Below are 15,841 nucleotides of genomic sequence, written 5' to 3'. Positions count from 1 at the left end.
CCCCTTTGAACAGTAACGTTCAAGGGGATTTCTTTTTGTTTAATAGTCTATTTTTTACTTGGCCTCATACCAAGTTACGCCTTCATTTTCATCAGCAATGAGGGGCACACTGAGTTGAATGGCATCTTCCATGGTTTGTTTGACGAGTTTTTTGATGGCAGCTAATTCTGACTTAGGAACTTCAAGAACGATTTCATCGTGTACTTGTAGAAGCATCTTAGTCTGATAACCACCTTCTACCAATGCTTTATCCAGCTGAATCATAGCGATTTTGAGAATATCTGCAGCCGATCCTTGGATAGGTGAGTTGATAGCTGTCCGCTCTGCGAAACCACGAATATTAAAGTTGCGCGAATTAATATCTGGTAACTCACGACGACGTTTGAAGAGAGTCTCTACATAACCCTTATCACGCGCCTCACGAACCACTTCATCCATATAGTTTTTGATACCTGGGAAGCGTTCAAAGTAGGTATCGATGTAGGCTTTAGCTTCTTTACGGCTGATGCCTAGATTATTGGATAAACCAAAGTCTGAAATTCCGTAGACCACTCCGAAGTTTACAGCCTTGGCATTGCGACGGTCGTTTGGAGTTACATCCTCAGGACGTTCAATTCCAAAGACCCGCATAGCTGTCGAGGTATGGATGTCAGCTCCCTCTTGAAAGGCCTTAATTAAGTGTTCATCCTTAGAGATATGGGCCAAAACTCGTAGTTCAATCTGTGAGTAGTCCGAGCTGAGAAGTACGCTATCTTCCCACTCTGGTACAAAAGCCTTACGAATGAGGCGACCTTGTTCCAAACGAACAGGAATATTTTGCAAGTTTGGATCAACACTAGACAGACGACCTGTCTGAGTCAAATCCTGCACATAGCGGGTATGAATCTTACCATCCGCTAAAATCCAGTCCTGTAAACCAATCACATAAGTGGATTGAATCTTAGCAATTTGACGATAGTCAAGAATTTTCTTGACGATTGGTGCAATAGGAGCTAGACGCTCCAAGACATCTACTGCTGTCGAGTAACCTGTCTTGGTTTTCTTGGTGTATTCGAGTGGGAGCCCTAACTTTTCGAAAAGCAATTCCCCCAGCTGTTTTGGTGAGTTGATATTAAATTCCTCACCAGCTAGTTCATAAATCTCTTGCGTCAGCTTTTCGATGACGAGCTCATTTTCAGCTTGCATCTCAAGCAAGGTTTCTTTTTTGACCTTGATCCCAGCGATTTCCATCTTAGCTAGAACAAGGGCCAGAGGTTGCTCCATTTCATAGAGAAGGTCTAGTTGCCCATTCTCATTTAACTTGTCAAGTAAAACAGGCTCTGTCTCAACCAATACAGCAACCTTGCGAGCCAAGTGTTCCAAGAGTTTCTCTCGCTCTGGGATAGCTTTTTTGACACCTTTACCGTAGAAGGTTTCATCATCGACCAAGTATGTTTGACCGTAGAGACTAGCAATGGTTGAAATTTCATTATTCTCGACTGTTGATAGGAGATATTTTGCTAAGCGACTGTCAAAAGCAGGACCCTGCAAATTCAAACCAAAGCGATTTAAAAGGACTTTTGCTTTCTTAAAGTCATACACTTTCAGAGGTGTTTTTTCTAGAAAATCCTTAAGAATCGGATCCTGCAGAAGTTCCAGCTTATCTGTAGCATAGAGCTTGTCTCCGCATGACCAGGCCAAACCAACCAAATCATCTGTATGGTAGTTTTCCCCAAAGAGTTCAAAGTGAAAAATGGAGTCGGCGCTCAGCATATCTTGACTCACTTTATCCACCATAGTGAAATTCAAAATCTCAGCTTGGTTAGTCTGAGAAGCATTCAAGGCTTGTTTGAGCTGCTTAAAGCCCATCTCATCGTAGAATTTCCCAAGGTTTTCCACATCTGAACCGCTATAAACCAAATCATCCAGTCCAATCTCAATCGGCGCTTTCGTGTCGATGGTAGCCAGTGTTTTAGATAGGAAGGCTTGTTCCTTATCATTGACAAGATTTTCCTTCATCTTGGAAGCCTTCATGCTATCGATATTTTCATAAATGCCTTCAAGCGAGCCATGTTCTAACAAGAGCTTAATACCGGTCTTTTCACCAATCTTGGTTACGCCAGGGATATTGTCTGATTTATCTCCCATGAGAGCTTTAAGATCAATGAACTGAGCTGGTGTGATGCCCATCTTTTCCATGAGATATTCTGGTGTAAAGGCCTCAAACTCAGCTACACCTTTCTTGGAAATTTCAACCACGGTATGTTCATCTGTCAACTGGATCAAGTCCTTGTCTCCACTGACGATAGTTACATCAAAAGATTTCTTTTCAGCCAAGCGTCCCAAGGTACCAATGATATCATCTGCTTCATACTGGGCCAACTCATAATGACGAATCCCAAGATGGTCTAGCAACTCACGAATAAAGGGAAATTGCTCACGAAACTCATCCGGAGTCTTAGCACGGCCACCCTTGTAATCTGCATACATCTCTGTACGGAAAGTTGTCTTTCCTGCATCAAAAGCAACCAGGATATGACTAGGTTGGACTCGTTCCAATAGGTGATTTAGCATCAGGTGAAAACCATAGATTGCATTGGTATGTAGTCCATTGTCATTTTTAAAACGATCCAGTTGCTGGTAAAGCGCAAAGAATGCTCGGAAAGCAACTGAAGAACCGTCAATTAATAATAATTTTTTCTTGTCCATACACCCATTATAAAGGAAAGCAAAGAAAAATACCATTGCTAAGAGTTAGATTATAGGAGAAGGCTTATTGAGTTGATTTTTCTACTCGCGCACCATTACTGTCAACTTGGAACCCATCGATTGTCGTATCTACTGCCAATTTTCCAGATGAGTTTACGTAATAATATTTCCCTGAAACCTGAAACCACTGACTAGCCTTCATAGCACCTGAGCTTTCGAGGTAATACCAAATGCCCTTATCCTTTAACCATCCCGTCTGCATTTCTCCAGATGATTTCAAGTAGTACCACTTAGATCCGTCTTTTAGCCATCCTGTTCTCATGGCACCACTTGTTTGGAAATAGTACCAACTTCCGTCTATTTTTTTCCAACCAAGAGCCACTTTGTCATTTTCATAGTAGTACCAGATTGTCCCCTGTTTTTCCCATCCATTCTTAGAGGTTGCCGTTTTAATTAAGGGGATATAACGTCTATTCCCACTTCGTGACATATAACTAATCCATCTATAGCCATCCTTTTCAAGAGTTTGATCATAATGAACACTCATTCCAGGTTCATAGTAATCGATAATAGTAGATGTCAATGATGGCTGATTCATAATAGCTACTTTTTCTGTAAAGTAATGAGTTCCACTAGAAGCTAGTACAGATTGATTATTTCCTACACTAGCAGTCCTCACATCTTTAAAATGAATGAATCCAGTCATAGAACTTGCTTTTACTGTCCTACGATGATACGTTTCTGTGTAATCGTAATTGTACTCCTCGATTTCAATCATGTCTCCAATCACATTAGAAACCCAAGCTACGTGACCATGCGTTCCCCTCGTGCTCCAAGCAATAGCCCCAATCGCTGGTCTCTGATCCACACGATAGCCTTCTTTTTGAGCTCGATAGCCCCATTCCTTCGCATGCCCATAAGCAGCTGGTAGTTCAAACCCATTAACACTACTTAATCGAAAAGCAGCAAAAGATGTGCACTGTCTTGAGTATAGGCGCCATTTATCAATATTTTGATTTCCATTTTTATAATAATAGGGATAATCATCTCCACGTGCCTGTGAGCCATTGTTTACCTGATTAGCATGAACAGTTCCTCCACCAAACAAAAAAGCACCTGCTAGCAATAATGAAGCTGTTCCCACCGTCGTTCTCTTTAGAAAAGTTCCCTTTTTACTATATGTCATTCATTCTCCTTCGAATAGATAAATTTTTGAGGTTGACCTCATTTATATCATTCGAAAGAAAAATAAAAAAAGTGAGAAAACTCTCACTTTCAATCTTAATCCAAATAGTGAATCAAATTCTTTTCCGTTAAAATATCTGAATATGTGAACGATTCAACATAGACATTGGCTTGTTTGTCTCCTTCAACATTTCCAAATTCAACGATAAAGAGCGATGGATAAACTTCAATGAGTCTTCCTAAGCGATTCTTTTGGCGTTTACGACCATTTTCTAAGGTCATTTCTACGACTTGTCCTTCATGTGCCTTGATTTCCTCTTTGATTTTTTTCATCTTGGCTACATCTGTAAATGCATCTGTCATCTTTGTTCCTCTCTCTTCGAAATACTTGAAAATTTGTTATACTCTTTTTGGAAAATCAATTCTACCGTTCCGCGTGCCCCGCTACGGTTCTTCTCAATAATCACTTCTACTTTGTTATTTGGAAGGCCTTCCTCTTCTTCGCCACCACGCTCATAATAATCATCACGATAGAGAAAGGCTACGATATCCGCATCCTGCTCAATAGAACCGGACTCACGAATATCTGATAATACCGGTCTTTTATCTTGACGTTGTTCAACACTACGTGATAGCTGACTTAGCGCAATTACAGGTACCTTTAATTCCTTGGCCAGAATTTTCAACTGACGTGAAATCTCTGACACCTCTTGTTGGCGATTTTCTCTGCCTGTCCCAGTAATTAGCTGCAGGTAGTCAATCAAGATTAAACCAAGATTGCCTGTTTCCTGAGCCAATTTTCTAGCGCGTGACCGAATCTCTGTAATTCGAATCCCAGGCGTATCGTCAATATAAATGCTTGCTTTAGCAAGATTTCCCTGAGCAATGGTGTACTTACGCCATTCTTCCTCACTGAGTTGCCCTGTACGAATAGAGTGAGACTCTACCAGCCCTTCGGCAGCTAACATACGGTCAACCAGACTCTCTGCACCCATCTCGAGAGAGAAAATTGCAACGGTCTTGTCTAGCTTTGTTCCAATATTTTGAGCAATATTTAATGCAAAGGCAGTCTTACCAACCGCAGGTCGAGCAGCAAGAATAATCAACTCCTCCTCGTGCAAACCAGTTGTCATATGATCCAAATCTTGATAACCAGTTGCAATCCCTGTAATATCAGAAGTTTGTTGTGAACGAGTTTCTAGGTTTCCAAAATTAAGGTTTAGAATGTCTCGAATATTTCTAAACCCACTACGATTGGCATTCTCGCTGACATCAATCAAACCTTTTTCTGCACGCGCAATGATTTCATCTACTGGACTAGAGGCTTCATAAGCTTGATTGACTGATTCTGTCAATTTGGCAATCAAGCGACGAAGCATGGCTTTCTCTGCTACAATCTTTGCATAGTACTCAGCATTAGCAGAAGTCGGTACAGAGTTGATAATTTCAACAAGGTAGGATAGCCCACCAATATTTTGCAAATCACCTTGATTATCTAAAATCGTACGAACAGTTGTTGCATCAATGGCTTCGCCACGATCTGATAAGTCAACCATGGCCTGAAAAATCAAACGGTGAGCATACTTAAAGAAGTCTCGAGAGTCAATATATTCTCGAACAAACACGAGTTTACTCTCATCGATAAATATAGCTCCCAATACAGATTGTTCTGCCAAGATATCCTGGGGCTGAACTCGTAGTTCCTCTACTTCTGCCATCAGATTTCCCTTCCTTTTACAAAATAATTACTTAGATCTAGATTAGCCTTCTTTTACACGAAGATTGATGACGCTAGTTACATCCTGATAAATTTTTACTGGAACATCAATCAAGCCAACTGAACGAATTGGAGATTGGACTTGAATATGACGTTTATCAATTTTAATTCCAAATTGTTTTTGAAGTTCTTCCGCAATTTTCTTGCTTGTAATTGAACCGAAAGTTCGTCCGTCCGGACCAACTTTTTCAACAAACTCAACAATTGTTTCTTCTGCTTCAAGTTTCGCCTTAATTTCTTGTGCTTCTGCAAGAAGTTGGGCATGTGCTTTTTCTTCAGATTTTTGCTTACCACGCAACTCGCCAATTGCTTGAGAAGTCGCTTCTTTAGCAAGATTTTTCTTAATCAAAAAGTTTTGTGCATAACCTGTTGGAACTTCCTTGATTTCGCCTTTTTTCCCTTTACCTTTTACATCTGCTAAAAAGATTACTTTCATTCCTCTGTCTCCTTTTCACTAAGTTCATTAGAAATAATGGTTTTCAATTTATCACCTGCTTCTTGCAGACTCATATCTGTAAGTCGAGCAGCTGCCAGGTTGAAGTGGCCTCCGCCACCCAATTCTTCCATAATCCGTTGCACATTAATCTTACTACGACTTCGTGCAGAAATGGAAATATCCCCTTGGCGGTTTTTTGCAATAACAAAGCTAGCTTCAATACCTGACATGGCCAGCATCGTATCGGCTGCTTTACTAATCACTACAGTATCATATTCCTTAGTATCCTTGGCCTGAGCGACAAGAATAGAAGGTTGTACAGCCTGTCCTTGTAAGATGAGTTCATTCACCAATCGATACTCTTCAAAGTCAGTCGCCGCAAGTTCCTGGATCACAACACTATCACTACCACGTGTTCTTAGATAGCTCGCTACGTCAAATGTTCGGCTAGTCACACGAGAGGTGAAATTCTTGGTATCTAGCATCATACCGCCCATCAGAACACTTGCTTGAATACGACTCAATCGTGATTTCTTAGAGTTTTGGAATTGGATTAATTCCGTTACAAGTTCGCTTGCACTACTTGCTCCACTCTCGATATAGGTAATCACTGCATTGTCTGGGAAATCCTGATCCCGTCTATGATGGTCAATAACAATCGTTTGCGTGAATAAATCATAAAACTCTTTTGACAAGGTCAAGGCCGTCTTAGAGTGGTCCACCATTACAAGCAAAGAACGATTAGTAACCATCTCCATAGCCTGATTTAGAGTAAGGAGTTTTGTTACCCCCTCATTCTCTAGAAATTGAATGGCTCGATGAATATCCGGAGACATTTGTTCAGCATCATAGACTACATAACTTTCATCCAGGACATTACTAGAGAACAATTGCATTCCAACCGCAGAGCCCAAAGCATCCATGTCTAAGTTTTTATGACCAACAACGAAAACATGATCAACACTCTTCAATTTCTCAGAGATTGCCGTCATCATCGCTCTAGTACGTGTTCTTGTTCGCTTAATAGAAGCTGCAGAGCCTCCACCAAAATAAATTGGATTCTTAACTTCGTCATTCTCTTTTACGACAACTTGGTCTCCACCACGAACTTCTGCAAGGTTAAGATTTGATAAAGCAACTTTACCAATGCTCTCATGGTCTCCATCACCGTATGATATACCTATACTCATAGTTAACGGCAACTCTCTCTTTTTAGCTTCTTCACGGAAGGTATCAATTACAGAAAATTTATCCTGCATCAATTGCTCCAATACCGTATAGTCGGTAAACAAGTAAAAACGATCCATGGTCACTCTGCGAGAGAACATCTTATGTTTTCCAGTAAACTCTGCGACATAATTCGCAACAAAACTATTAATATGGCTGATATCTGATTCAGATGTTTCATTCTCTAAATCATCATAGTTATCTACCGAAATGACACCGATAACAGGGCGACTCGTAACCAATTCTACTGTGGCTTCATACTCTCCAGAAACATCAAAAAAGTAGAGTACACCTGAGTTTCTATCTAGGTGTACTGCATAACGTTTTTCTCCCACATTGGCATAAATTCCAGGTGAAGATATGGATGTTTTTATAATTTCTTGAACTTGAGAATAGTCAATTTCTCCATCTTCTGTTGTCAGCATTAACTCTGCATAGGGATTGAACCACTCAATCTCACTACTTTCCATGTTTAGTTTGACAACTCCCACCGGCATCTGTTCTAAGAGTGAACTTAAACTATCTTCCGCTTGATGGTTTACGTACTGGATTTGTTCAATTTCTGTTTTCTGATAAGATCTCTTCTGAAAATAAAATAGCAAAAGAAACACTACCATCAAGAAAAATAAGCATGTTATTGTGACTAGGTTATTTTGAAGAAAAACAACCAATACAGTCATAATTATAAAGGAAATCCCAACAAATAAATATATAAAAAAGGGATTCATTTCATTTTTTTTCATTACAAACCTCTTGCGCAATATTATACCATATTTGCACTGAAAAAGCGACCTTTAAAGAAGGAATAGCGCTTGTACTCAAATGTAGCATTCCTTAAAACAAAAGGTGGTTTACACTAGTGTAAACCACCTTTTTAGTCTAATCATATTAAGTGTTATGATTCTTTTACTTCAAGAAGGCCAATGTCTCCATCTTCACGACGGTAAATTACATTTGTTGTTTCATCTTCAACATCAATGTAAATGAAGAAATCATGACCCAATAAGTCCATTTGAAGAAGGGCTTCTTCGAGGTCCATTGGTTTTAAATCAATTTGTTTTGAACGAACTACTCTTGGCTGAGTAACATCTGACTCTTCAACCAAAGCATCTGTGAATAATTGGCTAGTTGATACTTTATTTCTGTTCTTGCGTTCGATTTTTGTTTTATTTTTACGAATTTGACGTTCAATCTTATCTGTCACTAAATCAATTGATCCATACATATCTTGAGAAACATCTTCTGCACGGAGAGTAATAGATCCAAGTGGAATCGTAACTTCTACCTTAGCAGTCTTTTCACGGTATACTTTCAAGTTTACACGTGCATCTAATTCTTGATCTGCTTGGAAGTATTTTTCGATCTTTTCGAGTTTAGAAACTACATAATCACGAATTGCTTCTGTTACTTCTAGGTTTTCACCACGGATACTATATTTAATCATATAAGTACCTTCTTTCTAAACATATTTGTTTTTCTACATTTATTATAACGCTTTCATAAAATTATTGCAATCTTTTTCCTCATCTTACGAGGGAAAATGTTCGAACCTCCTCCGCTCCTGCGTTCTCAAGCAATCTCTTCACACGATTAACGGTTGCTCCAGTAGTATAAATATCATCAATCAAAAGAATCTTCTTGGGAATCGTGACACCAGCTTTAATAAAAAATGGAAGTTTTGTGGCCAAACGTTCTGAACGATTTTTTGAAGAACTTGCTCTCTCGTCATTTTTTTCTAAAAAATCATGATAGGAGAGTCCTGTAGCTTCAATTAAACCCTCAACCTGGTTAAATCCTCTTTTGGAAAACCTTTCTGAACTTAAAGGTATTATAAGAAATTGAAACTCTTTGTATTTTTTTAATCTCTCCCTTAAAAGCGATGCGAAAATCTTTCTCAGAAGATAGTCTCCATCAAACTTATATCGACTAAAGTAATCCTTCATTGCTTCATTATAAGTAAAAATTGCTTCATGGCCTACGTCAATTCCCTCTTTACACCATAATTGACACTCTTGACACGAAGTTGACACTCCTATTTTGTAGCAGTTTGGGCAATGCTCTTCCCCGATCTTTTCAAAATTTAAGAAACATACTGAACAGAGTAAACTCTCCTCCTTTTTCAACAAAAGAAGACTACTGAAGGTTAGATTATTTTTTAAATGTTGTCCACAGAGTAAACAAGTCATAAGCCTGCCTCCTTGTTCATCAGTTTAATTTCTTTAATGGCATTCTTAATCGAACGATTCAATCCATCATGAAAGAAAATCAAATCTCCAGTTGGTCTATCCATGCTACGACCAACTCTCCCTCCAATTTGTATGAGACTTGATTTTGTAAAGAGACGATGGTTGGCTTCAACGACACATACATCTACACACGGAAAGGTAACTCCGCGTTCTAATATGGTTGTGCTTATCAATATGGTTAATTCTCTATCCCTAAATGCTTGAACTTGCTCTAATCGGTCTTCAGTAACCGAAGATACGAAACCAATTTTCTCATTTGGAAACTGCAACTGCAAGATTTCCTTTAACTTCTCTCCTTTTCTAATCTCTGAAGCAAAAATGAGTAATGGATAGCCCGATTTTCGTTGTTTTTCTATATAGCTTTTTAATTTGGGTGGTAGACGATGTTTTTCTAAGTAATTGTCCAATTCAGATAGCCAGACTGGTTTGGGAATTATTAAGGGGTTACCATGAAACCGCCTTGGTAGACTCAACCTTTTTAACTCTCCTAAGCGAACCTTTTTATCCAATTCATCTGTAGAAGTTGCTGTAAGGAAAATGCTGAGTCCTTTTTCCTTTACACAATTCTTTACAGCTTTGTAAAGCATCTTGTTGTCAACATAGGGAAAAGCATCAACTTCATCAACTATTAGTAAATCAAAAGCTTGATAGAATTTTAATAGCTGGTGAGTTGTTGCAACAACTAGAGGTGTCCGAAAATAGGGTTGAGACTCACCATGTAAAAGCGCGATGTCACAGGCAAAATCATTTTGTAGTCGCTTATGTAACTCCAAACAAACATCTATCCGGGGGCTCGCTAAACAAACTGCCCCACCATCATTAATGACTTTCGCCACAACTTGATAAATCATCTCTGTTTTCCCAGCGCCAGTCACGGCATGAACTAAAGTTGGCTGCTGACTTTCTACAGCTTTAAGTAATCCTTTTGATACTTTCTCTTGAAATGGAGTCAATTGTCCCTGCCATTTAAGAACCTCTTGTTTTGGAAATTCTTCCTGAGGGAAATAATATAAACTTTGATCACTCCTAACTCGCTTCATCAACAGACATTCTCGACAGTAGTATGCATCAATGGGTAATAACCATTCTTCTTGAATCACACTATCACATCGTTGACAAACTAGTTTCCCCTTCTCTTTTCGCATACTTGGAAGTTTCACTGCTAACTCACGCTTTGCTACACTTAATTCCTCTTCAGTAAAAAGACGTCCTAGATAAGTTGGATCTATTTTCATACTTCTTTATTCGTAAAATCTAGAACTTTATCCTATTTTTTAGTACAATAAAAATATGGAATGTAGAACAATTAAAGAGGACGGACAAGTCCAAGAAGAAATCAAAAAATCCCGCTTTATTTGCCATGCAAAGCGTGTCTATAGAGAGGAAGAAGCCCGCGCTTTCATTACTGCTATAAAAAAAGAACACTATAAAGCGACCCATAACTGCTCTGCTTTTATTATTGGTGAGCGCAGCGAAATTAAACGAACTAGTGATGATGGAGAACCAAGCGGAACTGCTGGAGTACCAATGCTAGGAGTGTTAGAAAATCACAATTTAACTAATGTCTGTGTGGTTGTTACTCGTTATTTCGGTGGTATTAAGCTAGGTGCTGGGGGGCTCATTCGCGCTTATGCTGGTAGTGTCGCCTTAGCTGTTAAAGAGATTGGAATTGTAGAAATTAAAGAACAAGCCGGAATTCAGATTCAAATGAGTTATGCTCAATATCAAGAATATGGCAATTTTCTTAAAGAACATAATCTCATGGAACTTGAAACAAATTTCACTGATCAGGTCGAAACTATCATCTTTGTTGATAAGGAAGATAAAGAAGCTATCAAAGCTTCTCTCATAGAATTTTTCAATGGAAAAATCACCTTAATTGATCAGGGGTTACGAGAGGTTGAGGTTCCTGTTAACTTAGGGTAAAATAAAGAATACTAGCTTATCATCTAATTTTCCTCATTTATATCTGATATAAAAAAATCCTATCGCCTCGATAGGATTTCTATATTTTACAAAAGTCAAAGTTAGCGTTATACTAGTAGCATCTTATATATAGAGGTGCTAATATGGCGATTTATAACAATATCACTGAACTTGTCGGTAGAACACCGATTGTTAAATTGAACAACATCGTACCTGAGGGTGCAGCAGATGTTTACGTAAAACTAGAAGCATTTAACCCAGGGTCATCCGTTAAAGACCGCATTGCTCTAAGCATGATTGAAAAAGCTGAACAAGAAGGTAAACTTAAACCTGGTTCTACTATTGTAGAAGCAACAAGTGGGAACACTGGTATCGGTCTTTCATGGGTTGGTGCTGCTAAAGGCTACAAAGTTGTCATCGTTATGCCTGAGACAATGAGTGTTGAACGTCGTAAAATCATCCAAGCATATGGTGCTGAACTCGTTCTAACTCCAGGAAGTGAAGGTATGAAAGGCGCTATTGCTAAAGCTGAAGAAATCGCTGCTGAACGTGATGGTTTCCTACCTTTGCAATTTATCAACCAAGCTAACCCAGAAGTTCACGAAAGAACAACAGGAGCTGAAATTCTAGCTGATTTCGGAGCTGACGGTTTAGATGCCTTTGTTGCCGGTGTTGGTACTGGAGGAACTATTTCAGGTGTTTCTCATGCTCTTAAAGCTGCGAATTCAAACATTCAAGTTTTTGCAGTTGAGGCAGACGAATCAGCTATCTTATCAGGTGAAAAACCTGGACCTCATAAGATTCAAGGTATCTCTGCTGGATTCATTCCAGAGACACTTGATACACAAGCTTACGATGGTATCGTCCGCGTAACATCAGACAATGCTCTTGCACTTGGTCGTGAAATCGGTGGAAAAGAAGGGTTCTTAGTAGGTATTTCTTCTGCTGCAGCTATCTATGCAGCAATTGAAGTCGCTAAAAAACTTGGAGCAGGTAAAAAAGTCCTTGCACTTGCACCAGATAACGGAGAACGTTACCTATCTACAGCACTCTATGAATTTGAAGTGTAATCTCCTAAATACACTAAATAGAAAAAGTAACATGCCAGGCATGTTACTTTTTCTTATGTTCTATTTTTAATAATTGCTAATACATCTGCGACGCTATTGAGGTTGTCGATTTCTTCATCACTAATTTCGATTCCAAATTCGTCTTCGATTGTTAAGATAAATTCCATCAAATCCACAGAGTCAGCATCCAAATCATCCTTCAAACTCAAGTTTTCGGTTACAACAAAGTCTTCCCCTTGACGTTCTTGGATAATCATAACAACACGGTTAAAAATTTCTTTATCTGTCATATTATTCTCCTGAAAATTCACGCGCAGTTTGTGCAACTACATCTGTCTCAAGCATGGTACGAATCTGACGAAGCGTACTGTATACAGCCTTAGCGTCACTTGAACCATGAGTCTTAACAACAGGCGCCTTAACGCCAAACAAGACGGCACCACCAACATCTGAATAGTTGAGCTGTTTTTTCAAACCTCTGAGATTATCCTTGAGGAGGAATGCACCGAGCTTGGCTCTAAGTCCACCACCTACAATGGCATTCTTAAGTAATCCCATGATCCCCATAGCAGTACCTTCAATAGCTTTGAGAACAGCGTTTCCCGTGAAACCATCGGTTACGACTACATCTGCAACACCATCCATCAAGTCACGTGCTTCCACATTCCCGACAAAATTCAAACTCTCGTCAGCTACTAATAAGTCATAGGCTTCCTTGCGTAGTGGATCTCCCTTACTGCTTTCTGTACCGTTGTTGAGAAGGCCAATACGGGGATTTGCAATGCCACGAACATTCTTGGCATAGAAGGAACCTAGAATTGCATATTGATGGAGGTGATGAGCTGTATTTTCGGCATTAGCTCCGAGATCCAGCATATCAAAACCCTTACCATCAATCGTTGGCAATGTTGACATAAGCCCAGGTCGGTCGATATTTTTGATACGACCAACGATGAAAAAACCTGCCGCTAACAAAGCACCTGTATTTCCTGCCGAGAGAACAGCGTCTGCTTCTCCGTCCTTGACAGCCTTAGCCGCCAAGACCATACTAGCATTTTTCTTTTTGCGGATAGCTTTTGTAGGCTCGTCGTCAGAGTCAATTTTCTCATCTGTATGAATAATGCTGACACGCTCTGCGGCTGTTAGATATTGTTTGATTTTACTTTCGTCTCCGTAAAGTTGAATCTCAATATCTGAAAAGTCAGCAAGGGCTTGGTTAACACCCTCAACGATGGCTTGTGGTGCGTAATCGCCACCCATTGCATCTACTGCGATTTTTTTCATTTGTCTTCCTCTTTCAGTAGTTGTCCCCAATCTGCTAGGGAATCAATAAACTTCTTTGATTTTAGGTGAATTCCAACATACTCTTCGTAAATCTGGTCCATAAACTTACGCAATTCTTGCTTGATTTCTGACTTAAGAGAAATGGTTTCTAAAGTTTCAAAATCAATAGCTTGAAATTGATTGAGCAGATAAGGAATATTAGGATTCAGATGACATCGTCTTTCATCCTCATGGTAATGTTCTGGACAAAGACAGCCTCCGTATTTGAAGGAAAAGTCAAAGGCCTGACCCACACGATGACAAAAAGTACACTCGTTAAAATTAAGGCTGATTCCGAAACGTGTCAAAATTTGAATTTCAAAAATATTGGTCAAAACTTGATAATCTAAGCCCTCTTCCATCAACTCCAAGGTCTTTTGCAAAAAAGCAAACAAAGGAGCATCTTCTTGATTATCCTGCAAACTCGCATCTGCCAAGGCCGCAACGTAAGTCGCATAAGCCATAACAAAGAGGTCACTATTGATTTTCGGGAAAGTCTTCACCTCGTGGTAATCCTCGATATAGCTGAGTCCATCATCGTTAACCTTTAAGAGAAAACGAGCCAGCACCAAGGGTTGAATGACTGGAGCAAGTTTAGATTTGCTAGCATGTTTCACAAAAAACATCCGTTTCCCAGCTTGCTCTGTAAAGATTTTGACCAGCTTATCATCCTCACGAAAGTTACGATTGTAGAGCACCAGGCCTTGACTCGTAATAGACTGAATCATGCTTCCTTCATATACTCCTCAAGTCGTTTTATAGCTTCTTTAATCGTTTCCATGCTGGCTGCATAAGATAGGCGAACATACCCTTCTCCGTACTGACCAAAGGCAGCACCTGGGATAAAGGCAACAGCCTTCTTATGAGCAAAATCTTTTAGAAAAGCAAAAGAATCTTGATTGTAACCTGCAGGAATCTTAGCAAAAATGTAAAAAGCACCATCTGGTTTGATAATCTCAAAGCCAAGGTCAGTCATCTTCTCGATAATGTAGTCTCGACGCTGGATATACTCTTTCTTCATCGGTTCTGCATCATCTTTACCAGCTGTTAAGGCTTCTACTGCAGCATGTTGCGCCATAGTATTCGCAGCAGTTACCAAGTACTGGTGACTCTTTATGAGTTGAGCTGTGAAGTTTGCTGGTGCAAAGATAAAACCTAAACGCCACCCTGTCATGGCATGGGATTTAGAAAGACCGTTAATGATAATGGCTTGATCTCTCAGCATGGTTCCCAAAGAGACATGATTTTCCCCTGTATAGGTCAATTCTGAGTAAACCTCATCACAGACTACGAAAATCTCATACTTACGTAGAACGTCTGCCAAGGCTTCTAATTGCTCGCGACTATAAGTGATACCAGTTGGATTAGCTGGATAGTTGAGAATGACAGCCTTAAGCTTGTCACCCTGCTCCAAAATTGCCTTTTCCAGCATTTCAGGAGTCAGAACAAAACCATTTTCAGTTGTATCAATCTCGACAATCTCTGCCCCAACTAGATTGACAATCGGCTCATAGCCAGGATAGGCAGGAGCTGGTAAGAGAACCTTGTCTCCCTCTTCTAAGATAGCTGTCAAAGTAGCTGATAAAGCCTCTGTCGCACCAATAGTGACTAGGATTTCATTTTCAGGATTATAGTCTAGCTGGTATTTTTCTCTTACAAAATTACTAGCCGCCTGACGCAAGGTCAGTAAACCGCTCATCCCTGTATAGTAGGATTGGTCTTGATCAATGGCTCGTTTTGCAGCCTCCTTGATATGATTTGGTGTTGTAAAATCCGGTTCTCCCAGTGTCAGACGTAACACTCCAGGAATCTCTGAAATAGCCTGGTCAAACTGACGAATCAAGGAAACTTGAATCTTATCTAATTGTTTATTAAAGCGCTTGGTTAAGTCCATAGATACCCTCCTTGATTAAAGAACATATATCTATTATACTACAAAAGCTCCTTGACCGCAAAAATCCAT

At 39.6% G+C, this 15,841-nt stretch carries 15 protein-coding genes; 2 read left to right on the top strand and 13 right to left on the bottom strand.

All coding sequences use genetic code 11. The features are described from left to right. Positions 1 to 54: 54 nt before the first annotated feature. From polA to TZ94_RS00205, 9 genes are all read right to left on the bottom strand, one after another. Entirely contained in the window at positions 55 to 2,688 is a 2,634-nt protein-coding gene (gene polA, locus TZ94_RS00245; protein ID WP_045613115.1) for a DNA polymerase I, read from the bottom strand. A 64-nt stretch (positions 2,689 to 2,752) separates the two neighbouring features. After that, positions 2,753 to 3,874, bottom strand: coding sequence for an SH3 domain-containing protein (locus TZ94_RS00240; RefSeq protein ID WP_045613114.1), 1,122 nt, complete (start codon positions 3,872 to 3,874; stop codon positions 2,753 to 2,755). Between the two features lie 95 nt (positions 3,875 to 3,969). After that, the gene (locus tag TZ94_RS00235) at positions 3,970 to 4,236 is read right to left on the bottom strand and encodes a Veg family protein (RefSeq protein WP_006154753.1); all 267 of its coding nucleotides are present in this window, start codon (positions 4,234 to 4,236) and stop codon (positions 3,970 to 3,972) included. Further along, the gene (gene dnaB / locus TZ94_RS00230) at positions 4,233 to 5,591 is read right to left on the bottom strand and encodes a replicative DNA helicase (RefSeq protein ID WP_045613111.1); all 1,359 of its coding nucleotides are present in this window, start codon (positions 5,589 to 5,591) and stop codon (positions 4,233 to 4,235) included. The genes TZ94_RS00235 and dnaB overlap by 4 nt, the downstream gene beginning before the upstream one ends. Positions 5,592 to 5,633: 42 nt before the next feature. Further along, positions 5,634 to 6,086 (bottom strand): 50S ribosomal protein L9, encoded by a 453-nt coding sequence (rplI, locus tag TZ94_RS00225; RefSeq protein ID WP_045613110.1) that lies wholly within the window; start codon positions 6,084 to 6,086, stop codon positions 5,634 to 5,636. Then, the gene (locus tag TZ94_RS00220; protein WP_414308151.1) at positions 6,083 to 7,930 is read right to left on the bottom strand and encodes a DHH family phosphoesterase; all 1,848 of its coding nucleotides are present in this window, start codon (positions 7,928 to 7,930) and stop codon (positions 6,083 to 6,085) included. The genes rplI and TZ94_RS00220 overlap by 4 nt, the downstream gene beginning before the upstream one ends. 278 nt (positions 7,931 to 8,208) lie before the next feature. Next, a complete protein-coding gene (gene hpf, locus TZ94_RS00215; RefSeq protein WP_045613108.1) occupies positions 8,209 to 8,757 on the bottom strand; it encodes a ribosome hibernation-promoting factor, HPF/YfiA family in 549 nt (182 codons plus the stop codon). A 79-nt stretch (positions 8,758 to 8,836) separates the two neighbouring features. After that, positions 8,837 to 9,499, bottom strand: coding sequence for a ComF family protein (locus tag TZ94_RS00210; RefSeq protein ID WP_045613106.1), 663 nt, complete (start codon positions 9,497 to 9,499; stop codon positions 8,837 to 8,839). Then, on the bottom strand, positions 9,496 to 10,794 hold the full coding sequence (locus tag TZ94_RS00205; RefSeq protein ID WP_045613105.1) for a DEAD/DEAH box helicase: 1,299 nt from the start codon (positions 10,792 to 10,794) through the stop codon (positions 9,496 to 9,498). The genes TZ94_RS00210 and TZ94_RS00205 overlap by 4 nt, the downstream gene beginning before the upstream one ends. A gap of 55 nt (positions 10,795 to 10,849) precedes the next feature. Between TZ94_RS00205 and TZ94_RS00200 the strand changes: the two genes are divergently transcribed. Both TZ94_RS00200 and cysK read left to right on the top strand, forming a co-directional pair. Beyond that, complete coding sequence (locus tag TZ94_RS00200; RefSeq protein WP_045613104.1) at positions 10,850 to 11,485, top strand: YigZ family protein; 636 nt, start codon at positions 10,850 to 10,852, stop codon at positions 11,483 to 11,485. A 143-nt stretch (positions 11,486 to 11,628) separates the two neighbouring features. Beyond that, the gene (cysK, locus tag TZ94_RS00195; protein WP_045613103.1) at positions 11,629 to 12,555 is read left to right on the top strand and encodes a cysteine synthase A; all 927 of its coding nucleotides are present in this window, start codon (positions 11,629 to 11,631) and stop codon (positions 12,553 to 12,555) included. 53 nt (positions 12,556 to 12,608) lie between these two features. Here cysK and TZ94_RS00190 read toward each other — a convergent pair whose 3' ends face one another. From TZ94_RS00190 to TZ94_RS00175, 4 genes are read right to left on the bottom strand one after another with little or no spacing between them, the layout of a single operon-like run. Further along, positions 12,609 to 12,845 carry an acyl carrier protein gene (locus TZ94_RS00190; protein ID WP_045613102.1) on the bottom strand — a complete coding sequence of 79 codons (237 nt, stop codon included), beginning with the start codon at positions 12,843 to 12,845 and terminating at the stop codon, positions 12,609 to 12,611. A 1-nt stretch (position 12,846) separates the two neighbouring features. Then, complete coding sequence (gene plsX, locus TZ94_RS00185) at positions 12,847 to 13,839, bottom strand: phosphate acyltransferase PlsX (protein WP_045613101.1); 993 nt, start codon at positions 13,837 to 13,839, stop codon at positions 12,847 to 12,849. After that, positions 13,836 to 14,606, bottom strand: coding sequence for a DNA repair protein RecO (recO, locus tag TZ94_RS00180; RefSeq protein ID WP_045613100.1), 771 nt, complete (start codon positions 14,604 to 14,606; stop codon positions 13,836 to 13,838). Before recO ends, plsX begins: the two co-directional genes overlap by 4 nt. Next, on the bottom strand, positions 14,603 to 15,772 hold the full coding sequence (locus TZ94_RS00175) for a pyridoxal phosphate-dependent aminotransferase (RefSeq protein ID WP_045613099.1): 1,170 nt from the start codon (positions 15,770 to 15,772) through the stop codon (positions 14,603 to 14,605). The genes recO and TZ94_RS00175 overlap by 4 nt, the downstream gene beginning before the upstream one ends. Between the last annotated feature and the right edge of the window lie 69 nt (positions 15,773 to 15,841).

Origin of the sequence: Streptococcus infantis (assembly GCF_000960085.1) — a bacterium.
GTDB classification, from domain to species: domain Bacteria; phylum Bacillota; class Bacilli; order Lactobacillales; family Streptococcaceae; genus Streptococcus; species Streptococcus infantis_C.
Note: the sequence above shows the minus strand (reverse complement) of the source record. Positions and strands in the feature narration are given on the sequence as shown.

Excerpts from the sequence above, each read along its gene's own strand:
- plsX (WP_045613101.1), bottom strand. The coding sequence starts at position 13,839 with ATGAAAAAAATCGCAGTAGATGCAATGGGTGGCGATTACGCACCACAA.
- dnaB (WP_045613111.1), bottom strand. The coding sequence starts at position 5,591 with ATGGCAGAAGTAGAGGAACTACGAGTTCAGCCCCAGGATATCTTGGCA.
- TZ94_RS00175 (WP_045613099.1), bottom strand. The coding sequence starts at position 15,772 with ATGGACTTAACCAAGCGCTTTAATAAACAATTAGATAAGATTCAAGTT.
- TZ94_RS00220 (WP_414308151.1), bottom strand. The coding sequence starts at position 7,930 with ATGGTAGTGTTTCTTTTGCTATTTTATTTTCAGAAGAGATCTTATCAG.
- TZ94_RS00200 (WP_045613104.1), top strand. The coding sequence starts at position 10,850 with ATGGAATGTAGAACAATTAAAGAGGACGGACAAGTCCAAGAAGAAATC.
- rplI (WP_045613110.1), bottom strand. The coding sequence starts at position 6,086 with ATGAAAGTAATCTTTTTAGCAGATGTAAAAGGTAAAGGGAAAAAAGGC.
- TZ94_RS00190 (WP_045613102.1), bottom strand. The coding sequence starts at position 12,845 with ATGACAGATAAAGAAATTTTTAACCGTGTTGTTATGATTATCCAAGAA.
- TZ94_RS00205 (WP_045613105.1), bottom strand. The coding sequence starts at position 10,794 with ATGAAAATAGATCCAACTTATCTAGGACGTCTTTTTACTGAAGAGGAA.
- TZ94_RS00210 (WP_045613106.1), bottom strand. The coding sequence starts at position 9,499 with ATGACTTGTTTACTCTGTGGACAACATTTAAAAAATAATCTAACCTTC.
- polA (WP_045613115.1), bottom strand. The coding sequence starts at position 2,688 with ATGGACAAGAAAAAATTATTATTAATTGACGGTTCTTCAGTTGCTTTC.
- recO (WP_045613100.1), bottom strand. The coding sequence starts at position 14,606 with ATGATTCAGTCTATTACGAGTCAAGGCCTGGTGCTCTACAATCGTAAC.
- cysK (WP_045613103.1), top strand. The coding sequence starts at position 11,629 with ATGGCGATTTATAACAATATCACTGAACTTGTCGGTAGAACACCGATT.
- hpf (WP_045613108.1), bottom strand. The coding sequence starts at position 8,757 with ATGATTAAATATAGTATCCGTGGTGAAAACCTAGAAGTAACAGAAGCA.
- TZ94_RS00235 (WP_006154753.1), bottom strand. The coding sequence starts at position 4,236 with ATGACAGATGCATTTACAGATGTAGCCAAGATGAAAAAAATCAAAGAG.
- TZ94_RS00240 (WP_045613114.1), bottom strand. The coding sequence starts at position 3,874 with ATGACATATAGTAAAAAGGGAACTTTTCTAAAGAGAACGACGGTGGGA.